The 20,238-nt window shown below is 44.1% G+C and carries 34 protein-coding genes and 1 pseudogene; 4 read left to right on the forward strand and 31 right to left on the reverse strand.

Going from position 1 to position 20,238, the window contains the following annotated elements; all coding sequences use genetic code 11:
* Positions 1-28: 28 nt before the first annotated feature.
* The 20 genes from LRR81_RS08715 to LRR81_RS21415 all read right to left on the reverse strand — a co-directional run bounded on the left by LRR81_RS08715 (position 29) and on the right by LRR81_RS21415 (position 12,457).
* A complete protein-coding gene (locus LRR81_RS08715) occupies positions 29-1,888 on the reverse strand; it encodes a portal protein (RefSeq protein ID WP_231788959.1) in 1,860 nt (619 codons plus the stop codon).
* Complete coding sequence (locus tag LRR81_RS08720) at positions 1,875-2,105, reverse strand: hypothetical protein (RefSeq protein WP_231788960.1); 231 nt, start codon at positions 2,103-2,105, stop codon at positions 1,875-1,877. The genes LRR81_RS08715 and LRR81_RS08720 overlap by 14 nt, the downstream gene beginning before the upstream one ends.
* Before the next feature lie 9 nt (positions 2,106-2,114).
* Complete coding sequence (locus LRR81_RS08725) at positions 2,115-3,458, reverse strand: PBSX family phage terminase large subunit (RefSeq protein ID WP_231788961.1); 1,344 nt, start codon at positions 3,456-3,458, stop codon at positions 2,115-2,117.
* The gene (locus LRR81_RS08730; RefSeq protein WP_231788962.1) at positions 3,448-3,873 is read right to left on the reverse strand and encodes a terminase small subunit; all 426 of its coding nucleotides are present in this window, start codon (positions 3,871-3,873) and stop codon (positions 3,448-3,450) included. The genes LRR81_RS08725 and LRR81_RS08730 overlap by 11 nt, the downstream gene beginning before the upstream one ends.
* Positions 3,874-3,893: 20 nt before the next feature.
* Positions 3,894-5,075: a hypothetical protein gene (locus LRR81_RS08735; RefSeq protein ID WP_231788963.1), complete on the reverse strand. Its 1,182-nt coding sequence runs from the start codon at positions 5,073-5,075 to the stop codon at positions 3,894-3,896.
* A gap of 4 nt (positions 5,076-5,079) precedes the next feature.
* The gene (locus tag LRR81_RS21230) at positions 5,080-5,202 is read right to left on the reverse strand and encodes a hypothetical protein (RefSeq protein ID WP_269448565.1); all 123 of its coding nucleotides are present in this window, start codon (positions 5,200-5,202) and stop codon (positions 5,080-5,082) included.
* Between the two features lie 320 nt (positions 5,203-5,522).
* Positions 5,523-5,732, reverse strand: coding sequence for a hypothetical protein (locus LRR81_RS08740; protein WP_231788964.1), 210 nt, complete (start codon positions 5,730-5,732; stop codon positions 5,523-5,525).
* Positions 5,733-5,769: 37 nt separating this feature from the next.
* Positions 5,770-6,201: a transcriptional regulator gene (locus LRR81_RS08745; protein ID WP_231788965.1), complete on the reverse strand. Its 432-nt coding sequence runs from the start codon at positions 6,199-6,201 to the stop codon at positions 5,770-5,772.
* The gene (locus tag LRR81_RS08750; RefSeq protein ID WP_231788966.1) at positions 6,198-6,494 is read right to left on the reverse strand and encodes a hypothetical protein; all 297 of its coding nucleotides are present in this window, start codon (positions 6,492-6,494) and stop codon (positions 6,198-6,200) included. Before LRR81_RS08750 ends, LRR81_RS08745 begins: the two co-directional genes overlap by 4 nt.
* Positions 6,494-6,916, reverse strand: coding sequence for a hypothetical protein (locus tag LRR81_RS08755; protein WP_231788967.1), 423 nt, complete (start codon positions 6,914-6,916; stop codon positions 6,494-6,496). The genes LRR81_RS08750 and LRR81_RS08755 overlap by 1 nt, the downstream gene beginning before the upstream one ends.
* A complete protein-coding gene (locus LRR81_RS08760; RefSeq protein WP_231788968.1) occupies positions 6,897-7,199 on the reverse strand; it encodes a hypothetical protein in 303 nt (100 codons plus the stop codon). Before LRR81_RS08760 ends, LRR81_RS08755 begins: the two co-directional genes overlap by 20 nt.
* Before the next feature lie 19 nt (positions 7,200-7,218).
* Positions 7,219-7,902 (reverse strand): sigma-70 family RNA polymerase sigma factor, encoded by a 684-nt coding sequence (locus LRR81_RS08765; RefSeq protein ID WP_231788969.1) that lies wholly within the window; start codon positions 7,900-7,902, stop codon positions 7,219-7,221.
* Complete coding sequence (locus LRR81_RS08770; protein ID WP_231788970.1) at positions 7,902-8,324, reverse strand: single-stranded DNA-binding protein; 423 nt, start codon at positions 8,322-8,324, stop codon at positions 7,902-7,904. The genes LRR81_RS08765 and LRR81_RS08770 overlap by 1 nt, the downstream gene beginning before the upstream one ends.
* A gap of 62 nt (positions 8,325-8,386) precedes the next feature.
* Positions 8,387-8,563, reverse strand: coding sequence for a hypothetical protein (locus tag LRR81_RS08775; RefSeq protein ID WP_231788971.1), 177 nt, complete (start codon positions 8,561-8,563; stop codon positions 8,387-8,389).
* Complete coding sequence (locus LRR81_RS08780; protein ID WP_231788972.1) at positions 8,544-9,041, reverse strand: HNH endonuclease signature motif containing protein; 498 nt, start codon at positions 9,039-9,041, stop codon at positions 8,544-8,546. The genes LRR81_RS08775 and LRR81_RS08780 overlap by 20 nt, the downstream gene beginning before the upstream one ends.
* The gene (locus tag LRR81_RS08785; RefSeq protein WP_231788973.1) at positions 9,041-9,733 is read right to left on the reverse strand and encodes a hypothetical protein; all 693 of its coding nucleotides are present in this window, start codon (positions 9,731-9,733) and stop codon (positions 9,041-9,043) included. The genes LRR81_RS08780 and LRR81_RS08785 overlap by 1 nt, the downstream gene beginning before the upstream one ends.
* A complete protein-coding gene (locus LRR81_RS08790) occupies positions 9,730-9,900 on the reverse strand; it encodes a hypothetical protein (protein WP_231788974.1) in 171 nt (56 codons plus the stop codon). The genes LRR81_RS08785 and LRR81_RS08790 overlap by 4 nt, the downstream gene beginning before the upstream one ends.
* Before the next feature lie 186 nt (positions 9,901-10,086).
* Positions 10,087-11,373, reverse strand: a complete 1,287-nt coding sequence (locus tag LRR81_RS08795) for a replicative DNA helicase (protein ID WP_231788975.1) — start codon at positions 11,371-11,373, stop codon at positions 10,087-10,089.
* Entirely contained in the window at positions 11,370-12,137 is a 768-nt protein-coding gene (locus tag LRR81_RS08800) for a conserved phage C-terminal domain-containing protein (protein ID WP_231788976.1), read from the reverse strand. The genes LRR81_RS08795 and LRR81_RS08800 overlap by 4 nt, the downstream gene beginning before the upstream one ends.
* A 173-nt stretch (positions 12,138-12,310) precedes the next feature.
* Positions 12,311-12,457 carry a toxin-antitoxin system HicB family antitoxin gene (locus LRR81_RS21415; protein ID WP_408631594.1) on the reverse strand — a complete coding sequence of 49 codons (147 nt, stop codon included), beginning with the start codon at positions 12,455-12,457 and terminating at the stop codon, positions 12,311-12,313.
* A gap of 123 nt (positions 12,458-12,580) precedes the next feature.
* Between LRR81_RS21415 and LRR81_RS08805 the strand changes: the two genes are divergently transcribed.
* Positions 12,581-12,730, forward strand: a complete 150-nt coding sequence (locus tag LRR81_RS08805; protein WP_231788977.1) for a DUF6364 family protein — start codon at positions 12,581-12,583, stop codon at positions 12,728-12,730.
* A 48-nt stretch (positions 12,731-12,778) separates the two neighbouring features.
* Positions 12,779-12,979 (forward strand): hypothetical protein, encoded by a 201-nt coding sequence (locus tag LRR81_RS08810; protein WP_231788978.1) that lies wholly within the window; start codon positions 12,779-12,781, stop codon positions 12,977-12,979.
* 167 nt (positions 12,980-13,146) lie between these two features.
* Here the strand turns inward: LRR81_RS08810 and LRR81_RS08815 are convergent, their stop codons facing one another.
* The 10 genes and pseudogenes from LRR81_RS08815 to LRR81_RS08860 all read right to left on the reverse strand — a co-directional run bounded on the left by LRR81_RS08815 (position 13,147) and on the right by LRR81_RS08860 (position 16,858).
* Positions 13,147-13,461 carry an SANT/Myb-like DNA-binding domain-containing protein gene (locus LRR81_RS08815; protein ID WP_231788979.1) on the reverse strand — a complete coding sequence of 105 codons (315 nt, stop codon included), beginning with the start codon at positions 13,459-13,461 and terminating at the stop codon, positions 13,147-13,149.
* Positions 13,462-13,677: 216 nt separating this feature from the next.
* A complete protein-coding gene (locus LRR81_RS08820; RefSeq protein ID WP_231788980.1) occupies positions 13,678-14,097 on the reverse strand; it encodes a YopX family protein in 420 nt (139 codons plus the stop codon).
* A 12-nt stretch (positions 14,098-14,109) separates the two neighbouring features.
* Positions 14,110-14,370 (reverse strand): hypothetical protein, encoded by a 261-nt coding sequence (locus LRR81_RS08825; RefSeq protein ID WP_231788981.1) that lies wholly within the window; start codon positions 14,368-14,370, stop codon positions 14,110-14,112.
* A gap of 410 nt (positions 14,371-14,780) precedes the next feature.
* A complete protein-coding gene (locus tag LRR81_RS08830; RefSeq protein WP_231788982.1) occupies positions 14,781-15,428 on the reverse strand; it encodes an ERF family protein in 648 nt (215 codons plus the stop codon).
* Positions 15,421-15,567 carry a hypothetical protein gene (locus tag LRR81_RS08835; RefSeq protein WP_231788983.1) on the reverse strand — a complete coding sequence of 49 codons (147 nt, stop codon included), beginning with the start codon at positions 15,565-15,567 and terminating at the stop codon, positions 15,421-15,423. Before LRR81_RS08835 ends, LRR81_RS08830 begins: the two co-directional genes overlap by 8 nt.
* The gene (locus LRR81_RS08840; RefSeq protein WP_231788984.1) at positions 15,560-15,796 is read right to left on the reverse strand and encodes a hypothetical protein; all 237 of its coding nucleotides are present in this window, start codon (positions 15,794-15,796) and stop codon (positions 15,560-15,562) included. The genes LRR81_RS08835 and LRR81_RS08840 overlap by 8 nt, the downstream gene beginning before the upstream one ends.
* Entirely contained in the window at positions 15,797-16,189 is a 393-nt protein-coding gene (locus LRR81_RS08845) for a hypothetical protein (protein ID WP_231788985.1), read from the reverse strand.
* Positions 16,186-16,431 (reverse strand): hypothetical protein, encoded by a 246-nt coding sequence (locus LRR81_RS08850; protein WP_231788986.1) that lies wholly within the window; start codon positions 16,429-16,431, stop codon positions 16,186-16,188. The genes LRR81_RS08845 and LRR81_RS08850 overlap by 4 nt, the downstream gene beginning before the upstream one ends.
* A pseudogene (locus LRR81_RS08855) lies at positions 16,432-16,590 on the reverse strand (helix-turn-helix domain-containing protein); the annotation flags it as partial. It lies immediately after the preceding gene.
* A 76-nt stretch (positions 16,591-16,666) separates the two neighbouring features.
* Positions 16,667-16,858, reverse strand: a complete 192-nt coding sequence (locus LRR81_RS08860) for a helix-turn-helix transcriptional regulator (RefSeq protein ID WP_231788988.1) — start codon at positions 16,856-16,858, stop codon at positions 16,667-16,669.
* A 183-nt stretch (positions 16,859-17,041) separates the two neighbouring features.
* On the opposite strand from LRR81_RS08860, the gene LRR81_RS08865 reads away from it, so the two are divergent.
* Positions 17,042-17,386: a helix-turn-helix domain-containing protein gene (locus LRR81_RS08865; protein ID WP_231788989.1), complete on the forward strand. Its 345-nt coding sequence runs from the start codon at positions 17,042-17,044 to the stop codon at positions 17,384-17,386.
* 264 nt (positions 17,387-17,650) lie between these two features.
* Complete coding sequence (locus LRR81_RS08870; RefSeq protein ID WP_231788990.1) at positions 17,651-18,784, forward strand: site-specific integrase; 1,134 nt, start codon at positions 17,651-17,653, stop codon at positions 18,782-18,784.
* Between the two features lie 49 nt (positions 18,785-18,833).
* Here LRR81_RS08870 and rlmD read toward each other — a convergent pair whose 3' ends face one another.
* Positions 18,834-20,213, reverse strand: a complete 1,380-nt coding sequence (rlmD, locus tag LRR81_RS08875) for a 23S rRNA (uracil(1939)-C(5))-methyltransferase RlmD (protein WP_231788991.1) — start codon at positions 20,211-20,213, stop codon at positions 18,834-18,836.
* Between the last annotated feature and the right edge of the window lie 25 nt (positions 20,214-20,238).

The following is a 20,238-nucleotide window of genomic DNA, read 5'->3' on the forward strand; positions in this document are numbered from 1 at the left end:
TTTATCCCTCCTCAAAATAAAAACCCACCTATTGACTAGGAGGGTTCATGATTCTTTCCATTATTCTCTGCTGCTGTTCAGGGTCCATCTTCTTAAATTCATCCTGCACATGCTTCGGAAGCTTTGCTAACAGCTGATCGAAAGGATGCGGCTGCTTCGCTTCTTTCTCCGCCTGCGCCTTTGATTCGGCTTCCTGCTGCGCCATCATCTGTTGCTGTTGTTCCGCCATCTGCTGCTGTTGCTGATCCTGCTGAGCCTGTGCCTGCTGCTGTTGCTCCATCATGGACTGCTCCTGCTGCTGTTGTGCCTGCATCTGCATGTTTTGCTCCAGTTGTGCAATAAGCTCGGCTTTCTGAGGTATATATTCATCCGGAACACGTTCCAGGTAATTGATAATGTCGATATGACCATTCGCCAGCAGGTTATCAAGCGTTTGTACGGCAGCGATCTCAGACCAGTAAGAGGCTTCCCCTACATCTGCCCGGACATTGAGCCATACATTCTTCATTTGGCTGAAATCGTAATCCTTCAGCATCTTTTGCCCGTTCTTTTCCATCACAAGTGGCCTGAATCCGTAATAGGTGCCCATCATATCCAGCAGGATCTTCCCAATGTCCTCGATCCACTCATAAAGATTGGAGCGTGGGTTCTCTAATGGGATCGCTGAGGACTTCTGCACCGCAATGGTTGCACTCGTATTCTTTGGATCGATGTTACCCAGTGAAGCATCTGAGATGCCAAGCGTCTCTTTCGTGTTTGCCATCGCCATATCAATAACGTTGACGATCTGAGCGGACATATTGCCCGGCTCCAAGTAACCAGCTATGTTTTTAATAGGGGTATTCAGATCAGCACCATGCACTGGAATAGCTGAACCGATCTCATTGTCCCAAGTTTCAATCATGTCAGCGTTGTATACGGCCTTGGGGAAGGCTGTCATCATCAGGTGATACATGACCATCGCAAACATACGGTTAATGAAAATCTGATTGGGAAGAATCCCTGTGCAGCTTGCACGGCCATGGTACTGATTCTTCTGTTTCTCCCAGTTAAACCAAGCAACGGGATAGTTTTCTAAGCCGGTGTCAATGTCCTTGTAGATATAAGCTTTCTCCACACTCTTCGAAACCTTGATCGTGCCCGTTTTTTTGTCCTTGCGGTACACAATGATATACAGCGCCTTGCCGTATTCATCTGCTTCCACCTCAATCTTTCCGGAATCGCCTGCCTGATCATCTAATGACCGGTCAGAAGTGATGGAATCAACGTCTGTTTGGGCTGATTTGTACTGTTTCGCCTCTTCCTTCAGGTTTTCTACCGTGTCCCTTCCACTTATGATGATGTAAGGCTGCACATCTACCCTAGGATTGTTGGCATTCCCGAAGAAAACATTCGTCCCATCCACTAAATCCATCTCGATTTCACCTTTTATATCACCAAACGCACCGCCATACGGCTTTTTCGTCATGTCAAAGTAGAAATGGGCGCATGAATCACCTGTTATTGCCCCATCTGTCAGCGCTGTTTTGGTGAGGAAGTCGAATTTAAACTTCTCCAGCAGGTTATTGACCTGAGCATTCGCCACATCCGATATATCAAGATCCTCCTGAAAGTTAGGATCAGGACCATCATCTGCATTCGTGAGTGGTTCGAAGTGAATCTTGATTTTAGAAGTAGTCAAGGATGCCACTTGGAAGGAGATCACACGCTTGATGATGTTGAATACCGGCTTCGGCATGTCATTGTCCGGAAGATTGCGCCACTGATCGCCCTGGTAGAAAGCAAGGTTAGCGTCCACGGTGTCATAGTAACTTGGTTTGATTTTGTTGTTGTATTTCTTGCCGGCTTCATACAGCGCCCAGTCTTTTGTAATGTCATTCTTCATCATAATCGTGGTTCACCTTCTTTCGTTTCAGAGCCGTGTTCATATCGTAATTAAATAGGTTCTGGAAGTCCTTCTGCATCTTGGCTACTCTCCTATTCGCTTCCTCGTCAGGCTTCTGTATGGGCGCTTTCTGGCTTCCTGCGCGGTACCCATTTTTGTATGCCATTGAGACAGCAATAAAAAAGACCACTCCAGCGAGTAGTCCTAAAAAGAAATCCATATTATTCACCTACCATTTCGTAAAGGCACTCACTTTTGGCGAGCCGCCTGTCATCTTCTTAATGGCCTTTATCCGTTTCTCTTCCGGTGTAGGGAAGTCAAGATCAGGCACATGCTTTTTAAATTCCTTGAACTTCATCGCTTCATCATTCATCGCATAGCGGACAGCATCAATGGCATGGTTGTTCTTATCTGCAAACTTCGCTTTGAAATTCCCGTTCGCATCCTTCTCCAACTCATACGTCAGAAACTCTCTCGCTGTCTCGGGGCAGCGGTGATCATCTATGATAATGGATTCCATACTCTGCAGGAACTTGATGCCGTATTCCACGCTGTCAGGGCCCTTCTTAACGCCTTTTACTCTCAACCCATACTGGCGGAGCTCATGGATGCTTTTCGGCTCTGCAGAGTCCGCTAACACCATTTCATTGTGTCTGTTCTCATCATGGATATGATCGTAAGCTGCTTTATTCGATAGCCCCACTTTGTAAAGCTCATGGAAGATGAATAGCTGCTTCTTCTTCCGGTTGTAAGCGACCACGTTATAGGATAGAGGGTCAATAGCGTAACCAAAGTCAAGACCACGCTTAACGACTTCAAACTCCTTGATCTCTTCATCGGTGATCGGCCTGATCTGCACATTGTCAAATACCTCGCCGCCTGTTCCAGTGACATGGCCCAAATACTCATGTTCATAAGATGTGGGCTTTGTGACCTTCAAATGCTCTGCTTCAACGATAAACTGTTCACCGAGCCATTCCCTTGGTACGGTTAAATAATTGCTGTGGTGAGCCAGCCTGTCGCTTCTGGTGAGCTTTACTTCTGTATTCACCCAGTTATTAGAACTCTTGGGAGGATTGTAAGAGTAAAAGACGGTGAACTTCTGACCGCCACGCATTAAGGACTGATTGATCATCCGGATCTCTTCCATGCCGGTGAACTCGTCTACCTCTTCATACCAAATGAATTTACAATAGCCTTTTGAGAACTTGATCGACTTGATCTTTTTCGGGTTGTCAGCTCCACGAAAGATGATCTTCTGTCCTGTTGGAATGTACGTTAAGCCCAGAGGGCTGATGCTCTTATGCCAATACTGTTCAGCACCAAGTACGTCAATTGCCCAGGATAATTGCTCATAAGTGGATTCCCGCAGCGTGTCCTTTACTTTCCGCAAAGAAACTGCATTGGCGTCAGGATCGCTCATAATCCCTAATATGATTTCAATAGCAACGAATGAGGACTTTGTACTTCCCCGACCGCCGCCAAACCAGTAATGAGTATGACCGTCTGCTTTAATGTCCTGATGGATCTTCTTAAATGATGGAGCAATCACATTCGATAGCTTAATCTTCATCGGCTATGTCATCCAATATCGTGACACCAAGGTTACCTTCCAGCTTCTTGGCATCTGTCCATAGAGTGTAACGCTTGCCGAGGAGCTCAGCTGCTTTGATTCTGTCCTTTGCGCTGACTTCCATATCCTCTTGCTCCTGATACCCTTTGCCTGCGCCTACAAGCACCTTTTCGGTCGTTTCACCGCGCATGACTTTCGTGAGATACTGGAGAACCTCATCCTGCCCAGCAATGACCTCTTTGTCCTTCTTAGCAACTCGTTCAGCAATGTATTCTTTGATCCTAGCATTTCCTAGTAACTTTGTTCCGTTAGCATCAGCAGTCATTCTCTGACACTTGTAAACACGCTGATAAGCTTCTGTTGCATTCCCTAACTCAATGTACAGGTCTGCAAACTGTTTGTGCTTGTCTCTCATTACATCATCACCGCCTCCAACTATACATAATGAATGCTTTTTAATCTGTCCTCTGTATATTCAAACAGCATAAAGCGCTTGTGCGCCCCTACAAATCCATTATCCTTATGCCATTTATCTGTTTTATTCCTGGTCGCTAAGGTTCTCACCATCATGCCGAAATGATCTTTCCCATCCTCAACATGAAGATGCCCCATGTGTACTTCTCTTGTAGCAGCCTGCGCCCATTGTGTTGGGAACTCTACTGGAAAGAGGTTGTGCAGGTTCTTTCTTGCCTTGTCTCCATGCGTCAAACCAATGAACACTTTGCCGAAGGTATGAATCTTTCTCTCTTCAAAGCTGTCATCAAATATGACCTGCGGGTATCTCTCTTTCAGCATTTGGACAAAATACCATGCTGCTGACTCATCGTGATTCCCTTTTGAGTAGACGATCTTCACCCTGTTGGCATGCTGCAGCGCTTCTTCGATCATCGGGTAGTAAAACCGTTTGCTGTCTCTCCAGGCATTAGGAACGTTTACTGATTCAATCAGCGTGCCGTTTGCTGTCTGTCCTCTGAAATTATCTGTATGCAACATGTCTTGGCCTATCGTAAACATTATCTCTTCCCAGTGACGGCTTGTAATAAGATCAATCGTGTCGTCTTGTGTTTCTCTATAATATTCAAAGTCGGATATGCCGAAATGAGAATCGAAGAAGGGAACCTCCAGCAGTTGCTTTCTCTGTAATTCCATCCTTGCTCTCTTTACCTTGTAGACTGGCACACTCTTAATCTCTTCCAGCAGCTGCTTGAATGATGTCCCCGTTTGTTTAGGCTTCACTGTAATCTTGCTGCTGTATAGTGTCTGAACCTTATCTTCTTTGCTGTAGACATTCCAGATGTTATTGCGAGCTGATACCAACTCCCAAGCGTCTGTATCAAAGCCATGAGCTTGAAGCAGATAGTCAGGGTCTTTTAGCTGTTCTGTTGTCATTCTTAGTAGCTTGTCGCTCTTATGCGATCCATCAGGCCCTATCTCATGTGTTTCGTTATATTGTGGTTGGTGAGCTTGTTTCTTCAAGCGTGGAATCTTCTTCTGGATCGCCCAGTAAGTGAACTCCCTGCCATACAGTTTCTTTAATTCAGCAGCTATCTCATTTGTGGATAGCCCTTGTTCCCTTAGATCACTTAAACTTGATTCTTCTTCCGCACTCCAAGACACATTCTCACCTGCTTCTCCATACACCGTTTCGCTTGGTTAGCGTTGGCTTATTCGTTCCCATTAACTCCAGCAGCTCCCTTTTACTGAGCTTTTCAGGCTTCTTTACTGGTTTCGGTTTCTTCTTCATCTGTATCACTCCATAAAAAATGCCCGCCGGTTTTCCGAGCCGGCAGGCTAACTGAGCAGCGTTGATATGAGGCCCGAGAAGTCTCAGTCCCCATATCTCTCATAATACTATAATACCTTGATTTATCAGGCTAAAAGTGCAATGATAGTGCACTGTTTCCTCAGAAAGGTCATTGCTTATTTTTCCGCTTAAACAAAATATAAGAAAAGTTTCCAACCATAATCAACAACCATAACCACCAGTAATTTATGAACTTTTCCCCTTCAGTCATGTGAATCATATCGTGAAAAAATTGTTTCAATCCATAACCTCCTATCGAACTATATAAGAGCTTCTAATTCTTGCTCGTCAAAATAAACAAAAGTATTGGCTTCGGGTAAGAAATCTATATCGACCTTTACTGTCTTTTCGTCCTCGTCATAATAAAGGGCGAACAGTCCGCCCTTTAAAAACAAATAATATACATTTTCCTTTAGATTTAAGTCTTTACCGTGTTTTTCCTGTAATAATCTAACTAATTTATCTGTCATTTTATTCTCACCTCATTAAGTATTTGGAGAAATATTATTATCTCCATCCCAGCACCTCAGCCAGCAAATTGATAATTTCATCCCGCCAGTTAAACGCCTGACGCCTGCTCACATGCAGCTCACTCGCTATCCCGTCCCACGTTTTCAGCTGCGGCTTTGTCCAATACTTCAGCTGGATCAGCTGCCGGTGCGTCTCCGGTAAGCCGGTGTACACCTTCTCAATCGCATGAGCAATCTCTTCCAGCTGTGTGAGCCTTTTATGAGTGGTCAGCCTGGTTGCAATTGTCTCAGTGGGAGAAGAAATGAAGCTGCTTCTTCCCCCGCCAATATTCTCGTCATCGTTTTCCTTGCAGAACATGATGTTTTGTCTCAGGAATTCGATTTCTTTAATGGTGTCTTTATAATCAAACAGCTCGGATTCGATGTGTTTGAATGTTGCTTTCCTGACCTTCTGTGGAGCAGCCGTCACCCGATCACCTTCTTAACTTTATGTTTTAGTGTGACTAGATAAACGATCTCGTCTGTCTTTTCCTGCAGCACATGGTCGATCCATTCTGTGAGCGTGTAGTCATCTATATGAACAGTGCGGGGATATTTAGCCAGCCCCTTTGCTGTTTGGGTAATGAGGAGATCTTGTACCTCTTGGAGGATTTCATTCTTGTTGATTTCTTCTTGGACCCGATCTGTTGGACTTTTAGTGTGTTCTTCAATCCACTTTCCCCAACGTTGTCTGCCGGTCATATCTTTATCTTTTTCGTCCATCATGATCCCCCTTCGGCACTAATGCCCTTGATCATATCTTTTATGGCGTTTCTGGCTCCTTCATAAGAAGCCGCCCACCCCTTCCAAGCAATATATTCCCCGTCATAATCTGAAGCTTTTGTAAGCATGTTCCCCTTCGCTACCCTCGCTTCATATTGAGCATCCTGAGCGCTTTTACCGTCTTGTCTAAGGCTTTTATATGCCGACCCCTGCGCGACCTCTGCCATGCCCTCATAATACTTTGCTTGGTTGCGGAAATAACCGGCAATGGTCCATGCATGACGCTCCACTTTTGTGTATAGGTATTCGAGCTTCGCCAGTTCAAAGGGAGCCAAGCTGTTAAGCCTGTCATCCAGTCCTTTGATCTCTGCTATGCTTTTGTCGTGTGATCTCTTTGTGTCCTTATATGTCTTTTCGTTCACCCTGCATCAGCTCCAGAAACTTATCTAATGTCATGCAGACTAACCACGGTTTCCTGTCTGCTTTTAAAGCAAGGGCATCCGGTCGTTCCCTTTCATCCAGCACCCAATCATATATCGTTTTAAAACCGTCTTTGCGGCTCTTTACTTCCCAATCCATGCCTAACCCTTCAACGTCATTAGGAAAGCCTTCTACAGCACCGGAGAGAGGCTTACGCCTGCCCCCAATTAGTGCTGCAAATTCCCTTTCTCTGCGGTTGCCCTTATCCCTTTGCGATTTACCCATGCATGCGCTCCTCATACACTTAGGCTCCCACCTTTTCCTTTGTTCTTGTCATCAGACCGCTATCCTTCAGGTTAATCTTTTCTCTGCCTGGATTGATCTTATTGAAAGCCCGGTGCAGCTGCCGGTGAAGAGAAACAGTAGTTTTCAGGTTGTAGAACTTCGCCATTTCGGAAAGTGTGTATCCTTCTGCAAAATACTGAAGCACTTCCTTTTCCCTTTGTCCCAGCTTTTCAAATTGTTCATCCCAAAACACACTGGAGAGCGCCTGCTTCTCTACATTGGCGTATATATCAATCAAGGAATCTTTGAATGTTTCATCGTTGTCATCGTGCCGCTGCACATCTATGGAGCAGATATTTTCATAGACTTTGCGCTTTTCTGATCGCTCTTTATCTAAAAGGTGAGTAAATTCTGACTTGATGTTCATATATGCAAAGGTCTTGAATGAACCCTTGCCCGGCTGATAGTTCTTAATGGCATGGAATACTCCGATCACTCCCAGCTGGATAAGATCCTGAAAGTGGAATTGCCTTTGCTCGCTCCAGCGGTCAAACATTTTATTGATCAAGTGCTTAATCAGATTGTCGAAGAGGTTCCGCGCGAACCCCTCCTCAACCACTTTTTCAAGCAATTCCTTAGGACAGTCCCTATCATCCTGAATGATAGTCCATAGCTGCTCGTCTGTTGCCAGCTCCCACCGCATCAGAACGGAAGGTCATCATCACTAATATTGACCGACTGGCCGTCATTAGCAAATGGATCATCAGACTTTGCATTATTGCTGCTATTTTGTGAAGTATGATTAGCATTTTGTCCTGATTGCTCTTTCGGTGTTAGAAACTCCACAACGTTTGCAATTATTTTCGTTTTGTATTTCTTTTGGCCATCCTTTTCCCATGTATCAACTTCCAAATGACCGACAATGCCTATCTTTGAACCTTTCTTGCAATAATTGCTCGTATTTTCAGCGACTTTACCCCACACCTCAATCGGGAGGAAACTTGTCTTTTCCCGGTTAAACGGATTTGTTACCGCTAAGTTAAAACCGACCACGCATTTTCCATTTGGTGTGTAACGTGTTTCTAAATCTGTGCTTATATTTCCGATCAGCTGCACTGAATTCACTTTAGTTCCCCTTTTCGTTCGTATTGGTATTTTGCTAACATGATATATTGGAATAGTCTTGCTCATTCGTCTTTCCAGCCGTAAGCGTAGCCCCTGCGGATCAACACATCGTGACGTTTGCTGCATGCACTCTCTTCCTTGGCCTCTTTCTTCCCGGCCCCTTCTTCAAATATCGTGATGATCATGAGCTTTTCATTGTCGAATGTCCGGCCTGAGTGCTCAGTGACTCTTCTTCCCATGCTCTTCACGCTCCATGAACTTTTCAAAGGCTTGCTGAGTAGTGTTAGGGATTAGCCCCTCTTTGAAGAGATCGAACCTGTCTGCCCAGAAAAATTTTCCGTATATACTTTCACGTTCTGCCCTCAGACTGTCTGCGTATCTCCGGCTTTTATGAGCTTTCATGTGATGGGTTTTGCAGAGAGGAAGCAGGTTTCTGAATCCTCCCTTTCCACCTTGGGACCTGAATTTCAAATGATGCATTTCGATAGCCGGATTCTGGCATTCCGCACATGCTGCCCCGAACGCTTCAATTGCCCGATTGTATTCCTTCTTGGTGATCTTGCTCCGCTCTTTCGCCTTTGGAACAGCTCGTCCTTTCATCATCAGAGGCTTTTTGCTCTTTTTCGGCTTCTTGACAATGAGCTTAGGCGTCTCTGGCTCTTTCCTTGGATGCTTCCCGATCTGTACGTCTTTTGGATAGGGATGAAATCCGAACATCAAAGGGCTGCCTTTAATGCTGCTTTAAAGATGCTCAGTGCCGCTGCGTCATAATCTCGGCTTGCCCTTTCTTCTTTACACCTACGCTCCCATGCTTCTGCGTGAGCTTCTGAGTCTCTTAGTTTGCGAGCCGAATCAGATAAATTCTTTTGGAGAGATTCAATTACACCATCGTAATCCTGGGAGATCCTCGGTTTAGTCAATTCGGTTATCTTGGCTTCCAGCCTTCCGACAAGTTCATCCCGTTCCATCAGCTGCATTTTCAAATTATTCATTAGGTTTGTATACTCAGCAATGCGATCGTTTTTCTCACCGATCTTCTGTCTAAGCAAATTGACTTCTTCATTCACAACCGGTTCTACTTTAGTCACCGGCGCTTCCTCAACAGGCTTCGGCTCGTCAGTTTTCGCCGCCTGCTGTTTCCAGGCTTTCGCTTTGTTGTAGAGAGTTGCTACACTACAACCAGCTTTGTCAGCGATTGCCTTCATCGTCATACCCTTTTCCTGCATAGATTGGAATTCTTCATACGTCATATACTTGGTTCCCCCTCGTTCTCCGTTTCGATATGCTGCAAGCTCTTCTTGTGAGAGCTGATAGGTCTTTACTGAGTTATCCCAATGATCTCTATGTCCCCTTCTCCCGAACTTCGGTGCGCCCGTCCGGGAGTTAGAGACCTTTGTAAATCGACTCACTTACAAGCCTCCAGTAATGCTTCCAAATCATCCTCATATAGCCTGATGGCGATAGATGCGATGGCAGCTCCTGTATTGTTTCCTTGCTCCAAAAGGTTGTGCCTTCTCACATACAGCTTTGCAATCCGGTTGGTTAAAGCTGTGATTTTCATATCGTTAACCGACATTACGGACACCTCTTTCGTATTCGGATAGGTATTCGTTCATTTTGTTTTTGAATTTGTCTTGGAGGTAGTGGGAGAGCTTTTCTTCGCTATCCTCCATCTTCAGGACCTTTCTTTCAAAAACAAGGTATTCGATCACAAGCCGTAAGCTATGATGTTCAGCTGATTCCTTGTAGTAATCTCCTACAGTCATTTGTCGTGGTAGTGGTACAGGTTTTCGATTTTATTGATTTCCTTTTTGTACATGAGCTTTATATCTCCGACTTCTCCATCGCGGTTCTTCGCAATATCCACTTCAAGGCGGTCCCGGTTTTCATCTGTCGTTTCGTTGTAGTATTCATCCCGGTACAGCAGCATGATAATATCCGCATCCTGCTCAATGCTTCCGGATTCCCTCAGGTCGCTCATTAGTGGGCGTTTATCCTGCCTTGCCTCTACACCCCTTGATAACTGTGCAAGACAGATGACGGGGCATTTGAAGTCCTTAGCCATAGCTTTCAAATCTGCACTGATTTCTGTTACCTGTGCATGAGTGTTTCCTTTGTGATCTTGCGCCGGCCGGATCAGTGTTAGATAATCGATCATCACAATGATTTTCCTGCCTGGATTGTCGTGTTGGATCTTCCTGAGGTTTGCCCGCATTTCTGAAACCTTCTGCTTTGAATTGTCGAAGATTTTTAAATCGATTTTTTCGAGTTTCCCCAAAGCCTCGATCCATCTATCTTTTTCTTCTTGATCCGTGTATTGATAAAGGTTTTTCAGCTTCATTCCGTTCACTTCGCTAAGTCGTGACAGCATTCTCTTAATCAAGCTGCTTGCGCTCATTTCCAGAGAAAAGATTACTGGTATAGCTCCGGTGCTCCCCGCATTAAGAGCCATATTTAAAGCGAAAGCTGTTTTCCCCATTGAAGGCCTTGCTCCGACTATCACCAAATCATTTTCTTGGAATCCGTCTGTCTTATTGTCCAGGGCAACGAAACCACTTGGTATTCCGCTTCTGCCGGGCGGCGTTTCCACAGTTGCAAGGTCATACATTTGCGAAAGATGCTCGCTGAGGTTGAATTGTTCCTGAACGCCTTCCTGTTCAATCTTGGAAAGGTTCTTGATCAGCTCCTGCACTTTATCCAGCGAGAGGTTGTCCAGTGTTGCCGTGATGCTCTCTTTCGACTTTTCCAGCTTCCATTGATTGAGGACCATCTTTTCATAAGATTTGAAGCCGTGGACAGAAGGGACGGTATTCTTTAATTCTTGAAGTCTCGTATTTCCTCCGACGAATAAGAATGCTCCATCGCCCATGTCGTCTTTAAGGGAAGCCCCGTCAATGGGATAGCCCTTTTTCTTAACGTTCTGCATAGCCTGAAAGATTTTTTGATTCGTCAGATCTTCAAAGTGTTCCGGTGTCAGCGATATTTCACCCAGGATCGAATTGTCTTTAAGGATCGACCCGAGAAGCATGTATTCTGCTTGTTCGTTCAATGAGCATTCCCCCAAAACTGTTCAAGTACACCGCCGCCACTTTCGCTTCTTCTCGGCTGCTTTTTAGGTTCTTCATCTGCTTTCAAAGCCTTCTGGAGACGTTCATCAAACTTGTTGTTAAAAAGAGTTGAGGGCTGCAGGTAGTCATCACCTTTGTTTCCGTTATTAAAGGTTTTTCCTTTCCAGTGTTCACAGCAGTAATCAATGACAAGAAGAAGATCTTCTTTCGAGAAGTTTTCGTTTAACCTTGCATTGATGAACTCCCTCGTTTTCTTGGTTGTGCTTTTGAAGTTCGTACCGGCTTTTTCATTCAGGTGATTAATCACGACGGCATATATATTTTCATTCTTATCATTCTTTACATTCTTGTTTGTGTGTTTTTGTGTCGCTTCCGTGTCGTTATCGTGATGTTTCTCCGTCGTTTTTTCTTCATCACCACACTGATAAAAGTCATATTTATCAACGGTTATGACCGTCTTTTTCGTGTCGCTTTTTACAGTTATCATTCCATCGTTTTCCAGCAATCCTAAAAACTGTTTAACTTTCGTGTTGCTCCATCCCCATCGATCACACAGCTGACGAATTGAGGTGATGGTCGAGCCTCTTTTTACTTCCAGAAGTTCACTGCCGAGCAGCACTTTATTGTCTTTGTGATTTACTTCGAGCAGGAGATCCACCCAAGCTTCAAACTTGGAGAAGGTTCTCTTCTCCTGATAAAGCCAGTTGGATCTCACTTCCCGATGTAACTTTATCCACCCCTGCAATTGATCACCTACTTTTTTCGAAAAAGGATGAATATTTTTCTGTAAAATGTGGTATACTGATTACAACTTAATTTAAACGAGCGAATTTCTTGGCCTGACGTCTGCAAACGTTAGGCCTTTTTCTTTGCAGATGACACTTTGTACCACCTCCTTAAAGCCATCAAAGCTACACATCAAGCGCCTTTGACTGTCTTATGTAAGATCATGGTGATATAAGCGCTTTTAGAGATTCCTAGCTTTGTGGCCTCCGCAGTGATCTTGTCATGAAGCTCACAGCTCATACGAAGTGAATAACTTATTTTTTTGTCATCTTTAGTCATCAATGTGACGTCACCCCCATATACTCATTATAGTCTATATCATCCGTGACGTCAAATGTCTTTACAAGTCATTATTAATGTTTTATAATGGTGCCAAATGACACCACAAAGGAGCGATTAATAATGAGCGATCAAAAACGATTTACTCTTAGAATGGATCCAGAACTATTTGAAACCATCAAGAAACGTGCGGAAGAAAACAAACGATCAGTAGCAAAAGAAATAGAACATTTACTCGAAAATCATCTTAAAGAAGAGAGCCAAGATAAGTAATGCTTTGTTGATGTGTTACACAAACCTATAAAAAAGGAGTGAATACAAATGGCACATGTAAGGCCAAACTGCAAAAACCCTTCTACATCTATTTCTTGGGATGAAAACATTCTGTCTATGGTTGATGACTTCCGTTTTGAGAACCGGATCGACAACCGTAGTGCTGCTGTTCAAAAGCTTGTCCGTATGGGACTGAAATACCAGGCATTGTTAGAAAAGAAGCGTGAAAGAGAACTGGCCCGAGGGTGATCGTATAAGATCATCCTTATTTTTTTACATTGTCTTTGCGTCAGCTAATGCCATGTTCCAAGATGTGCCGCAACCACATTTAAACTGCACTCTTACTCCCCTGATCTTCTGAGTGTAAGTAGTGTATTTGCAGTTCGGGCAAAATGCTGTGTACACTCTCCCAGCGATCATGCCATCACCTCCTTTTTCTTCAGTTCCTGTAGCCGCCGCCTGACTGATTGCGGTGTTCTGGCTAACAGAGAATCAGATATTTCTTGATAGCTGTAACCCTGCTTTCTACCGACAATGACTATTTCATCCTCTTCTGGAGTCCAAGGCCGCTTGTAATTAAACGGCCTCTCCATCCAGACATCTTTTACCTTTTCCACGTAGAAATGCTCTCCGCACAAAGGGCAATAGATCCTCTTCCGTTCCGTTGAGACAGCGAAATCTTGATCGCAGTCCCGGCACCAGAAGAACGTGTATGGCTTTTTCTTTGGCATTACTGCTTTCTCCTCATTTTCACCATGTATTTTTCGGAATACTGGATGCCTTGAAAATCCTCTACGCTGCGGCCCCTGCGCTTCCCTGATGATTTCCATTCCTTATGGGAGCAGCGGATTGTGGCATAAGGGGCTACGCATTCGTAGCCCTGTTTTTCTTTCTCCAGAATCACTTGGAACAGTTCCTTTTTATGCAGGCGCTGCAGGATGATGGTTTCAAACATGGACTGGGTCAAGTAGTTCTGGATTTTCGTAAATGTTGCCGACCACTTCCGCTTCCATTGTTTGCAATGATGAGGGTTTGATCATCATCGTTTTACCTTTTATATCACGGATCCTGTAGCCAATATTGCTAGAGCTTTTCCAGTGCTCCACAACAGATAATTTATTTTTATAAATTGTGTCAGGCCCATTCATATAATCAGTTTTGGAATAGTCAACAATTTTCAGTTTCAAAATATCTCCAGTGAAAATCATCTTGGCATTAACATCTTCGAGACCAACAAATTGCATCATTGGAGAACATTTCGGTGTAGTTTCCCATTTGTGCCAAATTAAATCGGTTCTCATATTTTCCTCTTGGTAAATCATACTTTCCGTTATTTCGTGGTCATAGAAACGAAATCGTAGTAACAATTGAATCCCCCCTTAATTCAACCCGAGCACAGCCGGTAACACGATCACCACAGCTGCTAATGAGACGCCCACAAAGCCCATAAACCAGTTAAACTTGCTTTCCTTGACATTTCCATCGGCATCCACTGAAAAGCTCTCTCCTGAGGCATTCAGGCGGTTTATCACGCTTTCTATGTAAGTAGGGTCTAAGTTGTAGCGTGAAGCGATTTCTTGGAGTGAAGTGGTACGCTTGGCTTTGATATATTTTGAGATTGATAGCTGCAGCTGTGTCATGGTGTGCCGCCCTCCCTTGCACCAATAAACAGAGCCAGTGTCATTGCTCCCAGTGGCCCTCCGATCAGTAAGCCAGCAGTAAATATCAGCATGATCTTCCTCCTTTACAGAGAGCCCTTAGGCTCCCCGTTAAGCATTTTCAATTCACCGGTAGATCCTTTTCCGTTCCTAAAGCCAATGACTTCAATACAATTTTTCTGCACATTTAATATTCCATCGGTCGGGGATTAAATGAGGACATTCCCTTTCATGTTGATATATCGAAGCAATTCACATGTTTCGTCGTTATGTTTGACATAGATTTTCACGTCAGGCTCCCCGTTTCACTTCTTTTTTTAGTTGCTGCAGCCATTCGATACCGCGGTCGAGCTTTTCTAAGATCTGATCAACTTGCTCTTTGGTGTATGGTTTCATGCTGATTTTTCCTCCTTGGCCTTGGTGATCCAGGACTCGAGCTTTCCGATCGCATCCTCAGCTGATTGAGCCGTAAGTTTTGTAACATCATTGACTTTGAGAGCAGCGTAAACGTCCTTATCTGCTTTGCCCCTTAGTTTTGCAAACTCCAAAACTTTAGTTTTCAAGGTGCCGATCTGCTCGGTAGATATGGTGTCAGGTTTGCGGTAGGACTCCGCTTTCTCCTGGAATGCATCCGGATCATCTTTGTCAGTAGCGATATTGAATGTTTTGAGCATGTAATACTTCTCAGCGTACGTTAGAGCCTTTCCAACGCCCTTTTCGGCATTATCTACACCTTGGCCGTACCATGTGCTTACAAACGTTTCTGAGGGATTATCCGCATTAATCCAAGTGAACTCAATTTCAAGCTCCGTCATGTATTCCTTTTTGCCTTTATCCGTCTTTCCTTCGATCAAATTGTGAGCGATTACTTTGGGAAGAAGCATCACGCCAAGTTCATCCATTTTTGCACGAACAGAAGCTAATACCTGAGAACTTCCTGTGTATTGGTACTGATGGCCCTGTGACTCCTTCTTCAAATAAGGAACTGACTTGCGAACCTCAACAAGCTTCTGGAACAAATTCAGCTTTGCTTCAGACATACGACTCAACCTCCCTGATTTCTACCTGTGAACCAGTGCTGCGCCATTCATTCACAATGGCGAATGGAATTTCTCGCACACCCTGACCGACAGCGATGAAGAACCGGTTATCGGCTTGGTAGACAATGATGCTATTCATTGCATACAACCTCCTCATTTTGTGGTACACTATCGGTAGGATTTTTATGGAGGAGCTCTTCTGAGTGGGCAATGATGGCGTCATATTCACTCACAAGCTGCTCCTTTTTGATTATGTTTTCTTCAATGGTGCGGATCCGAGCCTGATAGTCCTTAATTTTTCCGTAAGCTTCATCAACTTCACGTTGTTCATGGTTACGCTGCTTAACGATGTGTTCCAGTGCTTTCACTCACATCGCCTCCTCAGTCTCAGCGATGCCACGATCAAACAGCATATCTGCAAAGTGTTCCGCATTCCCTTTAATCATGTTGATCAGGTCCTTCTTAGAACAGTAGTAAAAGCCGTTCTCCACAATCATGATTTCTCCAACTTCAATTTCCCGATGATGACATGCACACTTTTTATCCAACTTGATCACCCTTCCTCTGCCTTCTCCGTCATAGTCCACTCTGATGCGTTTGATGTTATGGGCCGCAATAAAATCATGTATAGTGTTGTGAGCATCGTCCATTTCGTCTGCAGTAAGATCATGCTGCAAGGCTTCTGTGACTTCTTCTGTGTCCGGGATATAGCCGTGGTTATCAAAGGCCTTGTTGCAGTAATCCCATACACGCTCGATCATGCCGTTTCTTCCTTGCTGTAGAATGCTGCTACGCCAAACGTTCCATATTGGTCAATTTCTGCTTTGTACCAGTGCTTACTTCCATCCTGGCTAACGTGGTGATTAACTTCACAATCCATAGGGACAATGCTCATTAACTCGGCAGCTTCCTTGCTGTTTTTCAGACAATGGAAATGCACATCAATGCTTGCGCCTTTCTCGATGGCCTGCTTTAGCAGCTCCAGCTTTTGTTCGATGTTCAATTAGATCGCCTCCTTATTGGAATGACTTTCAAGCCAATTGAAGAATGCTTCCCGATTAACTTTCTTGTGACGGCCGATGCGGATAAGAGGAAACCCTTTCTCCTCCATGATCTCGTAAGCCTTTTTAGGGCCAATCCCCAAGATTTCAGCAACATGTTTCGCTGTCATGGTGAACGGAAAATTTTCTTTGTACTCCATACTCCCTTTACCTCCTTTTTGTTTACCTTATGGTCAACTAGTTAAGAAAAAATATATCCTCTATTTTACATTCGAGGATAGCAGCTATTCTGAGAGCCATTCTAAGACTCGGCTCCGATTTGCTTGTTTCCAGTTTATGAACCCACGATCTGGAAACACTCAGCTCCCTTGCAAGATCCGCTTGGCTTAACCCTCTTTTTTCCCTGAGGGTCTTTAAATTGTTTCCCAACGATTCACCTCCTTTAGTTTCCCTTTCGGTCAACCTAATTCTTATTATACTCAGGTTTACCGAAAGGTCAACACTTTTCCTTTAAATTATTTCTTGGTAATTTTTTTGTTGTTGGAAAGCCCATATTTACAAAGTATAATTAGCATTGAGCCGTTTTAGATGAAGGGAGTGTAAGTTGACCAATTGGAGAGCATAGGTAGTAATTTTAAGAAACAGAGACAGAAAAATAAGTTGACCCAAGAAATAACAGCAGAGAAATTGAATGTTACAAAGTCTTATATATCTAAAGTAGAAAATAATAATAAGAAACCTAATATGGAATTTTTAGTAAGAGCAGCAGAACTATTTAATTGTGATGTAGCAGATTTTTATAATGAAGATGTAAAAGTTGAATTAGATGAAGAAGGATTTAGATGGGCTATATTTGGACAGAAGATGAAACAAAGAGGAATTGACATGGATCAATTAGATGATTTAGTAAAAATAATTCAAACACTCGAAAAAGAAAAAAATAATAGGGATAAATAACTATTCTTTAGAAAATTAATTTGTCGAAATTGTCATACAGTTTGTCGAAAGAAAAATAAAACCACTAGAAGGAAAAAGAGTTATAATGAAAAAAGAACAACAAATAAGAACAAGTGTTCTTAGTCATTATTAACTACTCTTCTAGGAGGCTTTTACAATTTTACAGATTATTTACACAGAACTTTTACCTGAAGATGTAATGATTGAAACTGACCACTCCCTTTATATTGGAACGGGACCCATTCCAGAAGGAGACGATTCCAATTGAAAGGTTACTTTCGTAAAAGAGGGGATAAGTGGAGTTTCACCGTAGACATTGGGCATGATCCGGTTACCGGAAAACGCAGGCAGAAATCAAGATCAGGGTTTAAGACGAAGAAAGAAGCGCAGGCCGCATGTGCTGAACTTATCAGCAGCTTTAATAAAGGGCATATGTTTGAAGCGGATAAGAGCCTGTTTGAAGATTATTTAATGGTTTGGCTTGACCACATTAAACACAAAGTCAAATCTGGCACATTAACAAATTATCAGCGAGCCATCAATAAGTGGATTGTTCCGAGTTTTGGAAAGCTGCCTTTATCAGATATTAAAACGTTCCATGGACAAGACTTGGTAAATCACATGATTGCTGAAGGCCTGAGCCCTCGATACATTGAGTATGTCATGACGGTTGCAAAAACAGCTTTAGAATACGCTGTTAAAACGGAGCTGATCGTTAAGAATCCATTAAAATATGTATCTATTCCTCGGCCACGCAGGCGCCAGTATATCACCTGGTCATTTGAAGAAGTTGATCGCTTCCTCACTTTCGCAAAGCAGGATAACCCGGTCTATTACATTTGTTATCTCATTGCCCTAAGCACTGGTGTTAGGCGCGGCGAGCTGCTTGGTTTGAAGTGGGCTGATATTAATTTGACGGAAAAGACCATACGGATTTCCAGAACGATGAACTACGAAAAAGGCGGCTTTACCTTCGGAGAGCCAAAAACACAAAACTCCGTTCGGACCATTGCTATTGATGATGAACTGGTATTTGAACTGAAGAGGCACAAAAAAGCCCAATCAGCTTTCAAATTAGCGATTGGGCAGGATTATAATGATTTGGATTTGGTCTGCTGCCGGGAAGAAGGCTCCCCGATCTATCCGAGAACACTGGCGATTCATTTTGACAGGATGATTAAAAATGCAGGTGTTCCCAAGATACGGATTCATGACATGCGGCATACTCACCTTACTCTTTTGCTGGAGATCGGTGAGCATCCGAAAGTGGTCAGTGAGCGAGCCGGACATTCCAACATCCAAATTACGCTTGATACCTATTCTCATGTTACACCAAACATGCAGCAAGAGACAGCACGAAAATTCAGTGAAGCACGAAAAAATAAGAAAATGGGCTGAATGTGGGCAAAATGTGGTCGCCCACATCCTCAACCCTCCCAAAACCCTGTTATATCAACGTTAGAAGCGCTACATTCTCAATATGCATAGTATGCGGAAACATATCCACAGGCTGCACCTCAACCGTCTGATAACCACCTTGCTCCAAAACCTGCAAATCCCTCGCAAGTGTCCCAGGATTACAACTCACATAAACTACCCGCTTCGGCTTCATCTCCAAAATCGTCCTCAGCAGTCCTTCATCACAGCCTTTACGCGGCGGGTCAACAACCAGTGTATCTGCCTTAATCCCCTGCTTATACCAGTTCGGAATCACTTCCTCCGCAGGCCCTACTTCAAACTCCGCATTATCCAATCCATTCAGCGCAGCATTCCGCTTCGCATCTTCAATCGCTTCCGGAACAATCTCCACTCCGTATACCTTCTTCGCTTTTTGAGCAAGGAACAGTGAAATCGTGCCGATGCCGCAGTAGGCATCAATCACAGTTTCTTCCCCAGTGAGCTGGGCATATTCCAACGCCTTATCATACAGCACCTTCGTTTGCTCAGGATTCACCTGATAAAATGACCTCGCTGAGATGGCGAATTGGATGTCGCCGATGCTGTCGTAGATGTATTCTTCGCCCCAGAGGACTTTGGTTTCGTCCCCGAAGATGACGTTGGTCCGTTTGGTGTTGATGTTTTGGACGATGGATTTGACGGATGGGAATTGGGTTGTGATTTCGCTAATAATCGCTTCTTTGTTGGCGAAGTCCGGTGTTCTTGTGACAAAGACGACCATCATTTCGCCGGATACAACGCCGTAGCGGACCATGATGTGGCGGAGCCAGCCTTTGTGGGTTTCTTCGCTGTAGGCTCTGATGCCGTGGCGGCTGCAGATGTCTTTGATCGCCTGGACGATGGCGTCGTTTTCGGCTTGCTGGATGAGGCAGCGTTCCATGTTGATGATTTCGTGGGTGCGCTGCTGGTAGAAGCCTGCGATGAGGCCGCCTTCACGTTCGCCGACAGGGACCTGGGATTTGTTGCGGTAGTTCCATGGGTTGTCCATGCCGAGTGTTGGATGAACGGTGACGTCATCCATGTTCAGCTTGCCGATCCGGGCGAGAACGTTTTCGACCTGCTTGCGCTTGAAGTCAAGCTGACCTTTGTAGCTTAGGTGCTGCAGCTGGCAGCCGCCGCATTCTTTGTATATGGGACAAGGAGCCGCTGTTCGTTCAGGGCTCTTTAGGTATAGGTCTTCTATTTTTCCGAAGGCAAAGCCTTTTTTTACTTTTACGACTTTGACTTTCGCTTTTTCATCAGGCAGGGCGTTCGGGACAAAGATCGGAAATCCCTCTACCTTTGCGACGCCTGAGCCTTCATGGGTCAGGTCTTCAAAGGTCACGTCGTAGATGTCATTTTTTTGCACGGGTGCTTGACGATTCGTCATTGCTTCGCTTCCTTTACATAATTTG

Source organism: Metabacillus kandeliae (assembly GCF_021166585.1).
Classification (GTDB): Bacteria; Bacillota; Bacilli; order Bacillales; family Bacillaceae; genus Metabacillus_B; species Metabacillus_B kandeliae.

Bases quoted from the DNA above. Each gene is read 5' to 3' on its own strand.
- LRR81_RS08750 (WP_231788966.1), bottom strand. From the start codon at position 6,494: ATGGACGAAAAAGATAAAGATATGACCGGCAGACAACGTTGGGGAAAG.
- LRR81_RS08790 (WP_231788974.1), bottom strand. From the start codon at position 9,900: ATGTCGGTTAACGATATGAAAATCACAGCTTTAACCAACCGGATTGCA.
- LRR81_RS08815 (WP_231788979.1), bottom strand. From the start codon at position 13,461: ATGCCAAAGAAAAAGCCATACACGTTCTTCTGGTGCCGGGACTGCGAT.
- LRR81_RS08740 (WP_231788964.1), bottom strand. From the start codon at position 5,732: ATGACAGATAAATTAGTTAGATTATTACAGGAAAAACACGGTAAAGAC.
- LRR81_RS21230 (WP_269448565.1), bottom strand. From the start codon at position 5,202: ATGAAGAAGAAACCGAAACCAGTAAAGAAGCCTGAAAAGCTCAGTAAA.
- LRR81_RS08775 (WP_231788971.1), bottom strand. From the start codon at position 8,563: ATGGGAAGAAGAGTCACTGAGCACTCAGGCCGGACATTCGACAATGAA.
- rlmD (WP_231788991.1), bottom strand. From the start codon at position 20,213: ATGACGAATCGTCAAGCACCCGTGCAAAAAAATGACATCTACGACGTG.
- LRR81_RS08845 (WP_231788985.1), bottom strand. From the start codon at position 16,189: ATGATCGAGCGTGTATGGGATTACTGCAACAAGGCCTTTGATAACCAC.
- LRR81_RS08805 (WP_231788977.1), top strand. From the start codon at position 12,581: ATGAGCGATCAAAAACGATTTACTCTTAGAATGGATCCAGAACTATTT.
- LRR81_RS08730 (WP_231788962.1), bottom strand. From the start codon at position 3,873: ATGAGAGACAAGCACAAACAGTTTGCAGACCTGTACATTGAGTTAGGG.
- LRR81_RS08760 (WP_231788968.1), bottom strand. From the start codon at position 7,199: ATGGGTAAATCGCAAAGGGATAAGGGCAACCGCAGAGAAAGGGAATTT.
- LRR81_RS08720 (WP_231788960.1), bottom strand. From the start codon at position 2,105: ATGGATTTCTTTTTAGGACTACTCGCTGGAGTGGTCTTTTTTATTGCT.
- LRR81_RS08830 (WP_231788982.1), bottom strand. From the start codon at position 15,428: ATGTCTGAAGCAAAGCTGAATTTGTTCCAGAAGCTTGTTGAGGTTCGC.
- LRR81_RS08765 (WP_231788969.1), bottom strand. From the start codon at position 7,902: ATGCGGTGGGAGCTGGCAACAGACGAGCAGCTATGGACTATCATTCAG.
- LRR81_RS08835 (WP_231788983.1), bottom strand. From the start codon at position 15,567: ATGAATAGCATCATTGTCTACCAAGCCGATAACCGGTTCTTCATCGCT.
- LRR81_RS08725 (WP_231788961.1), bottom strand. From the start codon at position 3,458: ATGAAGATTAAGCTATCGAATGTGATTGCTCCATCATTTAAGAAGATC.
- LRR81_RS08825 (WP_231788981.1), bottom strand. From the start codon at position 14,370: ATGACACAGCTGCAGCTATCAATCTCAAAATATATCAAAGCCAAGCGT.
- LRR81_RS08780 (WP_231788972.1), bottom strand. From the start codon at position 9,041: ATGTTCGGATTTCATCCCTATCCAAAAGACGTACAGATCGGGAAGCAT.
- LRR81_RS08715 (WP_231788959.1), bottom strand. From the start codon at position 1,888: ATGATGAAGAATGACATTACAAAAGACTGGGCGCTGTATGAAGCCGGC.
- LRR81_RS21415 (WP_408631594.1), bottom strand. From the start codon at position 12,457: ATGACTAAAGATGACAAAAAAATAAGTTATTCACTTCGTATGAGCTGT.
- LRR81_RS08810 (WP_231788978.1), top strand. From the start codon at position 12,779: ATGGCACATGTAAGGCCAAACTGCAAAAACCCTTCTACATCTATTTCT.